General features: G+C 58.3%; 11 protein-coding genes and 1 pseudogene. All 12 read right to left on the reverse strand.

Annotated elements, in window-relative coordinates:
• Nucleotides 1-21 precede the first annotated feature (21 nt).
• A complete protein-coding gene (locus ACA054_RS17875; RefSeq protein WP_497685432.1) occupies nt 22-3405 on the reverse strand; it encodes an ImcF-related family protein in 3384 nt (1127 codons plus the stop codon).
• Nucleotides 3398-4534, reverse strand: a complete 1137-nt coding sequence (locus ACA054_RS17880; RefSeq protein ID WP_497685433.1) for a KPHS_23130 family T6SS system protein — start codon at nt 4532-4534, stop codon at nt 3398-3400. The genes ACA054_RS17875 and ACA054_RS17880 overlap by 8 nt, the downstream gene beginning before the upstream one ends.
• Nucleotides 4531-4794: a PAAR domain-containing protein gene (locus ACA054_RS17885; RefSeq protein WP_497685434.1), complete on the reverse strand. Its 264-nt coding sequence runs from the start codon at nt 4792-4794 to the stop codon at nt 4531-4533. The genes ACA054_RS17880 and ACA054_RS17885 overlap by 4 nt, the downstream gene beginning before the upstream one ends.
• A complete protein-coding gene (locus ACA054_RS17890) occupies nt 4794-7148 on the reverse strand; it encodes a T6SS phospholipase effector Tle1-like catalytic domain-containing protein (protein ID WP_497685435.1) in 2355 nt (784 codons plus the stop codon). Before ACA054_RS17890 ends, ACA054_RS17885 begins: the two co-directional genes overlap by 1 nt.
• The gene (gene tli1a, locus ACA054_RS17895; protein ID WP_497685436.1) at nt 7136-7651 is read right to left on the reverse strand and encodes a Tli1a family immunity protein; all 516 of its coding nucleotides are present in this window, start codon (nt 7649-7651) and stop codon (nt 7136-7138) included. Before tli1a (ACA054_RS17895) ends, ACA054_RS17890 begins: the two co-directional genes overlap by 13 nt.
• Nucleotides 7652-7727: 76 nt before the next feature.
• Nucleotides 7728-8230, reverse strand: a pseudogene (locus ACA054_RS17900) (phospholipase effector Tle1 domain-containing protein); the annotation flags it as partial.
• On the reverse strand, nt 8218-8739 hold the full coding sequence (gene tli1a / locus ACA054_RS17905) for a Tli1a family immunity protein (RefSeq protein ID WP_497685437.1): 522 nt from the start codon (nt 8737-8739) through the stop codon (nt 8218-8220). The gene tli1a (ACA054_RS17905) and the pseudogene ACA054_RS17900, both read right to left, overlap by 13 nt.
• A gap of 19 nt (nt 8740-8758) precedes the next feature.
• On the reverse strand, nt 8759-9070 hold the full coding sequence (locus ACA054_RS17910) for a hypothetical protein (protein WP_497685438.1): 312 nt from the start codon (nt 9068-9070) through the stop codon (nt 8759-8761).
• Entirely contained in the window at nt 9058-9555 is a 498-nt protein-coding gene (gene tli1a / locus ACA054_RS17915) for a Tli1a family immunity protein (RefSeq protein ID WP_497685439.1), read from the reverse strand. Before tli1a (ACA054_RS17915) ends, ACA054_RS17910 begins: the two co-directional genes overlap by 13 nt.
• Before the next feature lie 19 nt (nt 9556-9574).
• The gene (locus ACA054_RS17920; protein ID WP_497685440.1) at nt 9575-10000 is read right to left on the reverse strand and encodes a YceK/YidQ family lipoprotein; all 426 of its coding nucleotides are present in this window, start codon (nt 9998-10000) and stop codon (nt 9575-9577) included.
• A 55-nt stretch (nt 10001-10055) separates the two neighbouring features.
• A complete protein-coding gene (gene tla1 / locus ACA054_RS17925) occupies nt 10056-10826 on the reverse strand; it encodes a toxin Tle1 chaperone Tla1 (RefSeq protein ID WP_497685441.1) in 771 nt (256 codons plus the stop codon).
• 16 nt (nt 10827-10842) lie between these two features.
• Complete coding sequence (locus ACA054_RS17930) at nt 10843-13242, reverse strand: type VI secretion system Vgr family protein (protein ID WP_497685442.1); 2400 nt, start codon at nt 13240-13242, stop codon at nt 10843-10845.
• Between the last annotated feature and the right edge of the window lie 520 nt (nt 13243-13762).

Genomic DNA, 13762 nt, shown 5'->3' on the forward strand with positions numbered 1-13762 from the left:
GGGCAAACAATTTGCGCAAAATCATTTTTTAACCCTCCCGTTTTGTGCCGCCGCCCCCCCTTCACCCAGGAAGATCTGCGTCGGCAATTCAAAGCCCCGCAACTTGAGCAACGCCATCGGCCCTGCCCCCAGTTCGGTGCGCAGGTACCAGGTCAGGCCGATGCCATCGGGCGCCTTGAGCACCAGGCGAAAACGGCTGTCGCCGTCGTCCAGTGGCGTGACCTGGGCCTGTTCCAGCAAGCGGATCAGGCCCCAGGTGCCCGGGTAGTCGCCGAACAGCCGTTCGTTGGCCCGCACGCTGGTCCAGGTCAGGCTCGCGCCGGGGTATTGGCTGCGACCCGGCCAGTTGAAGCGCTGCCAGCTTTCCTTCTGGTTGAAGTACTCGTGTTTTTCGCCATTGAGGGTGAAGGTGGTTTGCACCACATCGCGCACCGGTTTGCCTTGCAGCTCGAAGCTCAGGCCCATGCCGCCGTCGGTAAACAGCACGTCGGCCAGATGGCTGAGCTGGTTGATCGCAGTGATGAACTGCGGGTTGAAGCGCAGGCCCTGGCTGTGTTGCGTGTCGGCCACCCAGCGACTGCCTTCCTTGCGCAGCAAGCCGCCCAGTTCGCGCTGCAGGAATTGCTCAAGGCGCCCGGAGTCGGCGCGGATCATCTGCCCGAGCATCGGCAGCGAGGCGTCGCTGGCAGTCGCAGCGAAGGGAAAACGACCGGTGAACGCTTGCTGCCATTCGTTGACGATCGCCCGTTGCCACTGGCGGTTGAGGCTACTGGCCGAGGGTTGCAGGACGCGCTGCCAGGCTTGCTCCAGCGGCTGCACGAACAGGGTCTGGCCGATACCACCCCACTCCGCGCCGAGGCTGGCGGCCAGCTGGCTGCCGTAGGCGCGGGTGTCGGTGAGGTCGACGCTCTTGCCCTGGAACACCGTCTGCGCCAGGGTCTGGGTCATGTCCTGCGGGTCGGCGGCGTGGTTTACCTGTTGCAGGGTCAGGCGGGTGCGCGTGACCTGGTTGAGGAACGCCTGCAGGCTCAGGCGCTCGCGGTCGTCCTGGCCTTCGGGGGTTTTACCGAGCAGGGCCAGCAGCGGGCCGAAGGTAGCGTCCAGGGGGCTTTTGGGTCCCTGTTGCTCGATCAACGGCACCGGGGCCTGTTGGGCAATCAGCTTTTGCGCCGAGCTGATCAGCGAGTCGGCCAACGCCTGAGTGCGCGTGCCGGCCTGCCCCTGATAGGCCAGGGTGTTCATCAGGGCAATCAGCGGTGATTGGCGCACGTCGCTCATCAGGGTCAACTGGTCGATCACCTCGCCCAGGCTGTTGGCCGGCTGCCAGCGCAGGCGGTTGAGGAACTTCAGCCAGGCGCTGGCGTAGTCCTGGAAGTAGCGTTGGGTCAGGCGCTCGCGCAGCATGTCCGGGGTCAGCTCGGCGGCGATGTCGCCCGGCTGGTCGCTGAGCACCCAGTCGATTTCCTCGCGCCGCGCTTCGGCGATAGCCTCGATCGCCGGCCGCACTTGGCCTTCCCAGGCCTGGCGGGTAAACACCCCCGGCACGCTGGCCTGGCTGACGAACAGCGCCCGTGCCTCGGTGTCGCCGACCATCTGCGCCAGGTTCAACGCCGGGTAATGATTGGCCGAGGCGTCGAGCACCTGGCGGTACAGGCTGGCTTCGGCATTACGCTGTCCCAACTGGCCGAGCAGCAGCTGGCGGACCTGGGCCACCAGCTTCGGGTCGGCCGTGCTGCGCCAGTCCGGATGTGCCGCCAGTTGTTCGCCATAGAACTGCCAGAGCATCGGCGACAGGCCGTGCCACAGCCCCGGCGAAACCCCGCCGGCGCTCGGCTCGAGCGTGCCCAGGGTCTTGACCAGAAAACCCGCATCGGATTTTTCCGGGCGCGCCAGCATCAGGTAGGCCTTGAGTTGCTCGTAGGCCAGCGGCGCGCGTTTGACCCGTTCGGGGCTGTCGGCGGGCAACTGGACCAGAGCGCCGAGCTGCTGTTGCAGGCTGGCCAACGCCGGGTCGCGCAGCAGGCGCTGGTTGGCTTCGACGTAGGTGGGCCAGAGCATTTGCAGCAGTTCTGGATTCTTGTTCAGGCCGAAACGCTGGTACCAGGGCGTGCCGTGGGCGGCGCGGTAGTCCAGGCGGCCGAGCTCGCGGGTCAGCTCGTTGAGGGCGAGGAATTGTTCGTCACGGGTGGAGGATTGTTGCAAGGTCGCCAGCGACGTTTGCACCTGGGCGATGTGTACGCGGTTGCTGATGAAGGACAGCAGCATGCCGGTGCTCCAGAGCAGTGCCAGCCCCAGCGCCAGTGCATAGCCCACTCGCGTGACACCCCAGCCCAGCCGGCGATGGTGCTCCTTCTTGTCACCGAGCACGCCGTCCCAGGGCGGTGTGGCGTGCCACAGGTTGTCCGTTTTTTCTAAGGTGTCTTGACCGCTCTGCAGCGGCAGGCTGAACCACAACCCGCGCAATGGCACGCCCCGGGCGAACACGCGGAACAAAGGCGCCAGCGCCTGCCGCCAACGGGCGATACCCTCGGCCTGCAGATCGCGGGACAGGCGCAGCAGGAAATCATGATGATTGGCGTCGTAGATCTGCGCCCAACCGCTGTCGCGCAGGGGTTCCAACAAATCTTGCAGAGCACCCTCCACGGCCAGCGGCGTCCCCCCTGATGGCAGCAGACAACCGACCGCCTGGGTCTCGCGTTTGTCCTGATCCCAGCCACTCTCGCAGACCTGCCATAGGTGCAGCGGCAACTGCCAGCGCAGCTGGCGGGCCAGTTCTTTCAAGTGACGTACGCCGGCGTCCATCGCCCGGGCATCAGTGCTTTGCTGTTTGTTTAGAGCCCAAATCACGCCGTCGAGGGCGCGCCAGCGGCTCAGGCCTTGCCATGGGGCGAGGCGGTTATAATCGAATTTGCTTTGGATGCTGCCGCCCCAGAGCAAAATGGTGTCGTGGCCGGCGAGCCATTTTTTATCTTTCAGGTTTGGGGCAATAGCAGTGATCTGGTCGGGTTCCCCGACGACCAGCAGCAGGCGGATTTTGCGGCGCCAAAGGAAACTGTGGTTCTCGTGCAGGTATTCCTTCAACTCAACGACCCAGGAATTGTCTGGCGGAGCACTCTCTTTGCTTAATGGCGAAATCGGTGCATCAACATCCACTCCTGTCACGCGCGTCGCCCAAGCCACCGCCAAACGATCCCAGGCCAGAAGTATCACCGGACAGAACCCGCACAAGGCAAACCAGGTACCCGCCCCCCACAGCGCCAACGTTTTGAGTGGCAGTCGAGGCCAGCCGAAGTACTCGCGGCTCAAGTCGTACAGCAGACACCCGAACACCACCACGACCGTCACGACCAGCAGATAGCCCAATCCCACCTTCATCAGAGAGCCTTGGCTCGTTTGCTTAATCATTGCCATGAGGCACCGCCATTCCAATAGCCAATCGATTATTTCCGTCCTGACTCAGCCAGCCACAAGGCTGTCCGGCCTCCCTTGCCTGCAACAACGCCAGGGACATGCCGATGAAGGGCGCCAGTTGCGCCAACACGCCCCAGTGCCCGGACAATTGATGTTCGCCAGACTGCCAACCACCTTTCAGAAAAGTGCCGTGGCTGGTTTTATCCAGCGCCAGGCAATCCGGTGGTGCTGCCTCCAACCCGGCGTAGCGCTGGATCTGTACACAGAGTTCAGCGGGTGATTCGTCGAGCTCGCTCAACAGGTACTCGCCCCTGTGCAACAACTGCCGCCCCTGGCGGCTCACCAGCCAGAGAAATCCTGCTTCACCGGGTAGCCCAGGCGCTTCGGTCTCCGGCACCGACACCACTCCGGCGCACAACAGCCAATCAGCCTTGTCACAACAATCCTGGTGAAAGGCATCGATCATTCGATCAAGATCGGACAGGTCCTGCAGAGGCAAACGCGTTTCGGGCAACGTCACGCCGGTTTTGGCCAATACCTCGACAAAGGCAGCCTGGTCGCGCTCGTCCCCCACCCAAGCGATACCTCGCAGGTGCGGCCAGCGGTCATTCAATTGCGTAAGCGCAAGGGTTAACCGAGCCAAACGTCCGGCCAAAGCCGGCGCACGCTCAGCGGTCGTACCCAGCGACACCGCGCAGCGCAACATGGGCTGCGCAGCACCCTCCGGCTTCGATGGCTTGGGTGCGGGCACGCCGGCCATCAAGCCGTGGTAATGCGTTTGCTCATCGCCCACGGGCCCCAGTAGTAATACCTGCTCCACCGGCAAACCCAAGCGGCGACGCCCCCACCAGCGCTGTAACGCGGCATCAACCGTGCGTTGATACACATCGCGGTTAAACAGGCCGATTTGCCACCCCAGCACGCGCAGCGCCATCGCCAACGCCCAGCAAAAAGGCATGACGGCACTCCACATCCACAGCTCTATCCTTGGCTGCTCCTCTGGCCATAACGACAACAAAAACGCCGACTGCAACCCCCATAGCAGCAGCAAAGCCAGCCACCAGCGTCGCCAACGCGGTTCGCGCGGTTCGATAACGTCCGGGTATTGCGGCGCGTGGTTCATGGCGCCACTACCATGAACGAGGCCGCAAGCGAGCTGACCAGGGTGCAACCACACTCACACTCATGCCCGTCCAGGGCCACGGGCTTGCCGTCCATGATCGCCACCGTGGTGCCCTCTGCGATGTGCGTCAGGCCGTGCAAATCGCAGCGGGCCTGATCGCCCACGCAGGCGACCGGCTGACCGAATGCCTCGTAGTGACCTTCAAGCACTTCACCACCAAAAGGGCTCATCGAGTCCCCCACACGTACCAGAGGCAACATCAGACGACCTCCCCGGTGAGTTCGAACAGACTGCCCGCCTCGCGCAGAAAGGCGGTGGTGCGGTCGATGCGTTGCGCATAGTCTTCCTGGGCAATCTGCTGCTTCAGCTCAGCCGCCACCTTGCCGATATGCGCCGTCGGTTTCAGCAACTGCGCGGCCTCCGGCAGGAACGGCAGCGCCACACCACGCGCCTTGTCGATCACTTGATAGCCGATGGTGGCGCCACCGATACCCGCGACCAGCCCGCCAACCCCACCCAACGCCCCACCCCGTTTGATGCCGTACACCGTTGCGCCGGCCAGCATCGCAACGCCCAGTATTCGTCCCGCTACCACCACCGGTGCCAGGTCCCGGCTGTTGTCATTGCCGAAATACGTCATGCGATAGAAGAAGTAGCCCGCCCATATCTCACGCGATCCCAACGCGTCATGCATGAACCAGGCGCGTGAGTCGTGTATCTGGTCATCGAACAGCGCGACCACCAGCGCCATGCGCGGGTCCTTGCTGGGCGTGCCTCGGGCGTCGCTGAACAATTGTTTTGTGCGCAGTTCACCTGCCGCTTTGATCGCAGCGTGGTCCTGCAACTCATCGTTTTCGTTGAGCAGATAGATAGCGTCGCGCAACAGCACATCGGTGATCGTGCCGACCGCACTGGTTTGCTTGCGGTCGAAGCCTTTGTAGTCGCGCTTGAATTCCGCTGCCGCCTGGCTGAGTTGAGTCTTGTCGATCTGCGGTTCGTAGATGGGCGGGCCGGGGTGGTTCGTCGCCGCCTCGGGTGTTTTCAGCCGATCGGCAAAAATGATTTTTTTCTGTTTTTCATAGGCCTCGCGTTGATCACTGGTGTCGAAGACCGTGACTTCATTGGCCTGGGTGAAGAACGGCTGATGTTTGTAGCTGTCGTTATTCTGCAACGGGTCATCGGCGTAACGACCAATGCGCCAGCCGGTGATCCAGCCGAGTTGATCGGCCAGGGTTTCTTCCACGGTGATGCCGAGTTGCTGTGGTTTGTACTCCCAGGGTTTTGTGTGGGTGGGGGTGTCGGTGGTGATGCCTGGGAGGGTGTGGCGCCAGGCGTTGAAGCGCTCGATTAGCTTCTCACTGAGTCCAAACTCTCTATCGGTTGCCGGACTCATGACACGCCATTGTCTAGACGGCTGCAGGCATTTTGGTAGCACCGTATCCGGCACCTGCAACGGCGCGCCTCCAGCGAAAGCTTCGGAATACATGTCGTGCAGGACGATTTGTGACACCAGCTCATTGGTGCCACCTCGGGCTTTGCCTTGGTCATTCTGCGGATAACCGCCACCGACATCGGAATGCACACCGGGATACACCACTTCATAGGTGTTGAGCGGGTACTGACCGTCCTCATTGCGGATCGAGTCCAGCGGAAAACACGAGCGCTGCTCGAAGGCCGCGACGAAGTGTCGGCAACGTTTGACGAAGTTCGGAAATTTCGCGGCGTCAGGCAGCAGCTGACTGTCATCGGCCCAGTCCATGTGCCCGGCAAAAAAAGGCGCCGCATGGGCGATGCCGACGGAGGCAACGGTGTCCAGCACACCGAGAAACTCGACGCTGACCGGCAGGCCGATCAGACGTTGCTCAGGCAACGTGGCACCGGCCGGCGTGTCGAACAACTGGCTCAGCCAAGTCACGAAGGTGCGGGCCTCTGCGGCACCGCGCGAGAAGCCGTATACGTACAGCTTGATTCCCAGCACCTTGGGGCGCCTGGACTTTTCTTTGCATTTTTCCAAAGGATCCAACACCCCTTTCATGATTCGCCGTCGCTTGCCTTCCCCCTGGACGCTCATCAACGGAGCCTTCCAGGTGCTCATATTTTCGACATGTTTTTTGGCAATGGCGTCATCAATGCCGTTTGGAGTTAGAGCAATCGACAGTGCACTGGCCACCTGTATTAACGCCCAGTTGATCCGATCTTCACCTCCCGTCGCGAAACGTAGCCCGTTTGCGCTGTAATCGAGTTCACCAATTTCCGGAAACGCCGTGCCGACACCGGGCATGTAATAAGAGAAGTAACCCTCTTCTTCCGCTTTCTTGCCTCTTAGCGACGCATGGTAGAGTCTGGCTATATTGCTCGGGTGGTTCTTCTTCGTGTCATTGAACTCGTTATTGTTAGTTCCATCGAAGAACAAACTGATGTGCAAGCTGTGACAGCACTCGAAACCCTGGGACTGTCCTTTGGAATTCACGCCTTGCTGATGGCAATGCTCCTCGGCGGTTTGTTTTTTGTAATTGGCAGTCACCGTCACAACATCACCAGGCAAACGCCCCTCCGTCGGAAAAACCGGCGGCGCCCACACTTTGGCGCTTGAATTGCTTTTTACTTCGGACATACGGCTGGCTCCTTCATATCCAGAGGTTCTTTAATTGGGTAGTTTGGCGAGTAATAAGACCAGCAGGAACTGGTAACCTTGACTTGATTGCAAACTAAAAAGTGCACACTCAATCCACACCGTTTAGTTTCTGGCCATTCTGGGATATCCACTATTGTGCTGTAGTGCTGATATTTAGATTTGTGCCCTTCCATAAACTCTCTGAACTCATTCGTCCCGAGTGGGGGTGACTTAGCAAAAGGCTCCAGATCAACTTCCCATTCAATATGCGCCTTCAAACCAGGACGCCATTTAATCGGCATGATAATGCAACAAGAGCGCCCCCCTCCACCGTCCGCCCTATAGCCATTAACCGCGAGCCAATTAATATTATTCAGTGTATGGTTAACAGCCTGTATATTCCCTCCGGCCATTTCATTGTCCGCCGTGGAACATCCAATTAACGCTAATCCAAAAAAACCCAATAACCATCGCCCCCTGGTTTTTTTCATTGTTATCTCCATCGCCCATCACTCCCTTATTTCATTTAAGGCTGCATGGGAAAAAGCCTGCATGGCCTCTTTCCAATGCAGCCTGAATTTTGGCTACGGCGTCATCAATGCCGTTCGGAGTCAGCGCAATCGACAGTGCACTGGCCACCTGTATTAACGCCCAGTTGATCCGATCTTCACCTCCCGTCGCGAAACGTAGCCCGTTTGCGCTGTAATCGAGTTCACCAATTTCCGGAAACGCCGTGCCGACACCGGGCATGTAATAAGAGAAATAACCCTCTTCTTCCGCTTTCTTGCCTCTTAGCGACGCATGGTAGAGTCTGGCTATATTGCTCGGGTGGTTCTTCTTCGTGTCATTGAACTCGTTATTGTTAGTTCCATCGAAGAACAAACTGATGTGCAAGCTGTGACAGCACTCGAAACCCTGGGACTGTCCTTTGGAATTCACGCCTTGCTGATGGCAATGCTCCTCGGCGGTTTGTTTTTTGTAATTTGCTGTCACCATCACAATATCACTGGCAAACGACCTGACACCGGAAAAACCGGCGGCGCCCAGACTTTGGCGTTTGAATTGCTTTTTACTTCGGACATACGACTGGCTCCTTCATATCCAGAGGCTCTTTAATTGGGTAGTTTGGCGAGTTAAAAGACAAGCAGGAGCTGGTAACCTTGACTTGATTGCAGACTAAAAAGTGCACACTCAATCCACACCGCTTCGTTTCAGGCCACTCGGGAATATCCACAACAGTGTTGTAGCGCTGAAACTTCGCCTCATGTGCAGCCCACGCTTCTTCATCGAACCCATATCCAGATTTTTTTCGTTTTATTTTTGCATATGGCGCAGGATCAACTTCCCATTCAATATATGCCTTCAACCCAGGGCGCCATTTAATCGGCATAACAATGCAACAAGAGCGCCCCCCTCCACCGTCGGCCCTATAGCCATTAACCGAGAGCCAATTAATATTATTCAGCGTATGGTTAACCGCCTGTATATTCCCTCCGACCATTTCGTTGGCAGCCGTGGAGCATCCAACCAACGCCAATCCAAACAAACCCAACAGCCGCCGCACCTTGGCTTTATTCATTATTATTTCCATCGCCCATCACTCGCTTATTTCATTTCAGGCCGCATGAGAAAGATCCCCCGGGGAGCTTTCCCATATAGCCTCTCGGGTAATTCTTATTCGTATCGTTGAACTCGTCATTGTTAGTGCCATCGAAGAACAGACTTATGTGCAGACTGTGACAGCACTCGCCCACATGGGACTGTCCTTTGGAATTCACGCCTTGCTGATGGCAATGCTCCTCGGCGGTTTGCTTTTTGTAATTGGCAGTCACCGTCACAACATCTCCTGGCAAACGGCCCTCCATCGGAAAAACCGGCGGAGCCCATACTTTGGTGTTTGAATTGCTTTTTACTTCGGACATACAGTTGGCTCCTTCATCTGCTTAGGTTCTTCAATTGGGTTATTGGGTGATCCGTACCCCCAACACGAAGTCGTAACTTTTATTTGATTGCACGTTAAAAAATGCACACTCAAACCACACGAGTCTGTTCCCGACCATTCTGGAATTTCCACGATGGTGCTGTAGCGCTGAAATTTCGCTTCATGTGCAGCCCACGCATTTTCATCGAATCCGTAGCCAGTAGTTTTTCTTTTTATTTTTGCATAAGGCTCAGGATCGACTTCCCATTCAATATGCGCCTTCAAACCTGGGCGCCATTTGGTTGGCAGAACAATGCAGCACGAACTTCCACCGCCACCGTGAACTCTGTAACCGTTAACCGAAAACCAGTTAATCGAATGCAGGGTATGATTAACCGCTTTTAGATTACCTCCCGCCATTTCATTGTCCGCCGTGGAACAACCAAACAACACCAACCCAAAAAAGCCGAACAACCATCGCGACATCGGTTTTCTCTCCGCAAGACTACAGCACGACTTTGGTAGGACAGGCATTCACGTCGAGATCATAAAACTCAAGCTTTTCCTCATCAGGGAGCCCTTTATCAGTCAGACAATACTTATCCAGAAGGTAGCCTTTGAACTCCCTGTCAGCGATGAGTTTTCTCTTGTGATCGCTGTGTAACAGCATCGTGTCGACAAGAAAATCCACGGGCATGCCGAGGACAATAATGAAGGGGCACGCAATGCTCAGATAACAAAGTACAGGCGTATAGTCGTAACCTCCACGACCTTCTAGCGTGAGCATAGCCCAATCATATTGTATGGCTGGATAGTAATAGTTCGAGCCATGGCTTTTCTGCGACGACGCGTCTCGCTCAATCAAAGTCCCGCAGCCAACAGTAGAAAACACAAAAATCAACAACGGTATAAGCATCATGCGCTTCAGCATGCGCGCCTCCTTCGCTCGTTTATCCATATAGCTCGCCACGAGCATTAAACAGCTATCAACATTGCACATTCGGAATGGGTAAGTTCTGCCGAACGTAGTCGCTCAAATCGCCAACATAACTTTGCTGTTTGGCTTGCACCATCAATGAGTACAGCAGGTTGAAACGCTGTTCCTGATCACCCTCCAAATGATCAAACTCGCCGCCATTGAGCAGTTCCTGAGCGGCGCCGATGCTCATGATCCATGCGCATTGCTCATTACTAAGACTTACAAAGGGACTGACTTTGACGCCGCTCTGGTCCCTCAAGCGAGTGCCTGGCAGCCATTGCAACTGGTTGTCGCGATCAAGCCAGCCAAAGAAGCAGGCGACTCGCAGGAACTCAGCGCGCTGTTCACTGGTGAGGATGGCGTTCATCAGCATGGGAAAGATTCGCGGATCGTAAAAACGCAACAAGCCGGCCCGCTCGCCCCACTGCATTTGAAGCAGAGCTTGCAACGCATGACTCAGTTCTTCAAACGGCAGGGACGAGACCAGTACCATCAGCCGAGCCTCTGATGCGCCGTGTTCGATCAGCTCTTCCAGCCAAGCCCTGTGTTGCCAGATGCTCAGGTCCAGGCGCATCAACAACGGTGCCTGGTCCAGCAGGTTTTCCTCCGGCGTGCCCGTGAACAATGAGAACCATGGCGCCTTGGGGCTTAGCTGTTGCAGTCCGGGAACGGCGCATTTGCTCCACGCGGCCTGATCAAGCAAAAGATCAACTTCCTGTACTTCGGCTCTGGCGCACACCTGCTCGATCTGCTCCAGCCATTGAGTTGGCGTTTTCATCTTTGTCTTTCCTCCATCAACCTTGGCGCATCAGCAAACCAATGGCCTTTGCTTGAGCCTTTTTCAGGCACTCCTCGCACACCGACTTGGGCAGCACCGCCAACGGGAAACGCTGGCCACCAGGCCCCTCCCAGATGTGTTGCCCCCTGGAGCGAATCTTGGCGTGACTGTCGAAAAGGATTCCTTCCTCCGGGTCGAGGTGGATCGCCGCATTTCCACTGCCAAGCGTGATGCCTTTTTCGGACAACAGCTTCAGACGCCCCTGCACCGACTGCACGGTGATGTCCCGCTGGGCGATCAGGTTCATCAGGTCGCCGTGGGATTCGATTTCCAGTGGGCCCTCGCCGGAAACCAGGCGCATGCCTTCTCGCTGGGCGAGCAGCGAGATGCCTTTTTTGGCGTGTGCCGACAGACGCTGGTCGGCGGCAAGGTTGATGTCGTTCCGGCTTTGCAGGTACATCCCATCGCCACTGTTGAGCAGCAGACTGGCCGGCGTTACCGCACCGATGCCGTCGGGGGCGCTCAAGAGGATGGCCGGGGCGGACAGCCCTTTGGCGTCCGCTTGTAGTTGCTGCAGACCGTCGATGGCGGGTGGTCGACTGTTATGGGCCTGGGCAATTTCCTGCCACTCGGCCATTTGCTGGCGGGCGCCTTCGATCTGGCTGGTGGCCGGCGCCATGGCGAGTACATCGTCAGCAGCCTTGATTTGTTCATCGGCGCTGATGAACAAACCCTTACCCGCGCGCAATGCACCCCAATCGTCCGTGCGCAGTTCAAACCCTTCCCCGCGCTTCTCCTTCCGGGCATCCACCAGATGCCCCAAATTCAGCTGGCTCTTGCCGCCATACTCGGTGCTGAGCTTGACGTGCTCCTGCCCGCGCCGATCTTCCATGCGCAACTTGTTGTTGGCCGGGGTGCGCAGCACGTTGCGGGTGTAGTCGCGGTTGCGCAGGGTCACGTGGTCCGGGTGTTCGCTGTCGTGCAGGGCGTGGGCGATGTAGGGGCGGTCGGGGTCGCCTTGTTCGAAGGCGATGGCCACTTCGGTGCCGCAGATCAGCGGCAGGTGCAGGCCATGAGTGTCGCCGGCGTAGGCGCGTGCCTGGCGCAGCCACATGCTTTCCTCGCCGAGTTTCCAGGGGTCGCGGTCGAATAGGAAGTTGACCTTGTAGCGGCCTTGGAGATCGATTTCGGCGTATTTGTCGTGGGCTTCGCCGCTGGTGACCCGGGCGGGGACGGTGCCGGCGATTTGGGGTTTGGCCGGCAGTGGCGGGCGAAAGCACAGGGTTTCCGAATAGGGCATGGCTTCAAAGCGGCACTCGAAGCTGGCATCGCGGGCGGCACGGGTGCGCACGGCGATGATCGCGCAACGCGGGGTGAAGGCCTGCGGTGCTCCGCCGCCGGTGATGGTCAGCACCTGGCCCGGTGCCAGGGTGGCGCTACTACTGATACCGCTCAGGTGGGTCTGGTCGTTGAGGTACCGCTCGTGGCGCAAGCGTGCGTAGAAGTAGCCGCTTTCGCTTTCCAGGTCTTCGTGCTGATCGTAGGCGCCACCGAGCACGCGGTAGGGCTCCGCGTAGTGGTAGGCCTCGCCGTAGGTGATTTTCGCACCGCGGGTCTGGTCGACATCGGCGTCGAGGTGGGCGCTGGCGTCAAGGGGCTGATAGGTACGGATGTTGACGTTTTTTTCCACCACCTGGTGCCTGGTTTGCAGGCTCCACACGCCATCCGCATCGTTGCTGCTGAGCCCGGCGGGCGAGAAGTTTGGCAACTCGACGTCGAACTGGTAGCCGCGCTGGCCGTCGCAGAATTCCACGACGTCGATGTGCAGGCGTTGGTCGCTGGTGAGGCGGTACCAGATGCCCACTTCAGCCAGCAGGCGGCTGATGAAGGCCAGGTCGCTTTCGCCGTACTGCATCACTTGTTCGCGCCGGGGGTACTCTCGTGCCAGGCGGAACAGGAAGTCCTGGCCTCGGAAGTCGTGGCGGCTACGCAGGATGCTTTCGACGATTTCCGGTACCGACTGTTGCTGGTAGATACGGTATTGCCGGCCGCGCTTGAGCAACGCCAAACGCGGTTGCAGAGTCAGTTCGTAGCGGGCTTCGTCGACGGAGGCAGACAGGCGTTTTAACGCTGTGATCACGCCGTTCAGGGTGCGCAGCGCTTTGATTTCAGGGGTGGGCAGGCCTTTTATCAGCGGGGGTTGCTTGGCGGCGTACAGGCTGAAACTGGCGTCCTTGCCCAGCAGTTGTTTGGCCGCGAGATCCTGCTCTGTGCTGGTGAATTCCACGTGGTAGGTGAAGGGTTGGCTGAGGCGTTCTTCACCATGGAAGGCCAGGACGTCGAGGTGGGTCGCAAGATCGCGGACCCAGAGTTTATGATGGCTGTGGCTGAAGAAAACGGTTCGTGCGGTGTTCATGTACAGACCTCCCTGAGAGCATACGGGGAGGCTTCATTTCCATCCCTCGTTCAAGTGCTCGACAGCATTGGGGAAGCTGACACGCGCTGAAAATAAGACGTTTCCTTATTGCGCGTAGGACGCGTCTGGGTATTGGTATAACTGATATGTAGGAGTTTTCCTGCTCTTGGGCGCGGGCGATTTCTGACAGCAAAAATCCGTTCGCGCCAAGGTCGGTTCAGCCTTGGTTCGCCGCTCTGTTGCGAGCCATTTGCAGCGTGTTTAAAGCCCCGCCAGGTTACTTCCCGAAAGCCACAGCGCCTTGCGCCATTGCCTACAGTTACGCCAGAATCCGCCGGCTTGTGCGCCTTGGGGCCGGTCGGTAACTTGATCGCCGTCACTGATTGTCAGTGATCGGGTTTAGTAGCCCGGCTCATCTTCTGAAACGGTTGCACAAGCGTTCCTCAGTCAGACGTTCGTCTGCACTTGATGGTAGCTGTGCGCATGGCATCTTCGGATGCGCCGGGTTTGGAAGGTTACC

It is taken from the genome of Pseudomonas sp. LBUM1653, from assembly GCF_059716115.1.

Bases quoted from the DNA above. Each gene is read 5' to 3' on its own strand.
- tli1a (WP_497685437.1), bottom strand. From the start codon at position 8,739: ATGGAAATAATAATGAATAAAGCCAAGGTGCGGCGGCTGTTGGGTTTG.
- ACA054_RS17885 (WP_497685434.1), bottom strand. From the start codon at position 4,794: ATGTTGCCTCTGGTACGTGTGGGGGACTCGATGAGCCCTTTTGGTGGT.
- tla1 (WP_497685441.1), bottom strand. From the start codon at position 10,826: ATGAAAACGCCAACTCAATGGCTGGAGCAGATCGAGCAGGTGTGCGCC.
- ACA054_RS17930 (WP_497685442.1), bottom strand. From the start codon at position 13,242: ATGAACACCGCACGAACCGTTTTCTTCAGCCACAGCCATCATAAACTC.
- ACA054_RS17920 (WP_497685440.1), bottom strand. From the start codon at position 10,000: ATGCTGAAGCGCATGATGCTTATACCGTTGTTGATTTTTGTGTTTTCT.
- ACA054_RS17910 (WP_497685438.1), bottom strand. From the start codon at position 9,070: ATGTCCGAAGTAAAAAGCAATTCAAACACCAAAGTATGGGCTCCGCCG.
- ACA054_RS17890 (WP_497685435.1), bottom strand. From the start codon at position 7,148: ATGTCCGAAGTAAAAAGCAATTCAAGCGCCAAAGTGTGGGCGCCGCCG.
- tli1a (WP_497685439.1), bottom strand. From the start codon at position 9,555: ATGTCGCGATGGTTGTTCGGCTTTTTTGGGTTGGTGTTGTTTGGTTGT.
- ACA054_RS17880 (WP_497685433.1), bottom strand. From the start codon at position 4,534: ATGAACCACGCGCCGCAATACCCGGACGTTATCGAACCGCGCGAACCG.
- tli1a (WP_497685436.1), bottom strand. From the start codon at position 7,651: ATGGAGATAACAATGAAAAAAACCAGGGGGCGATGGTTATTGGGTTTT.
- ACA054_RS17875 (WP_497685432.1), bottom strand. From the start codon at position 3,405: ATGATTAAGCAAACGAGCCAAGGCTCTCTGATGAAGGTGGGATTGGGC.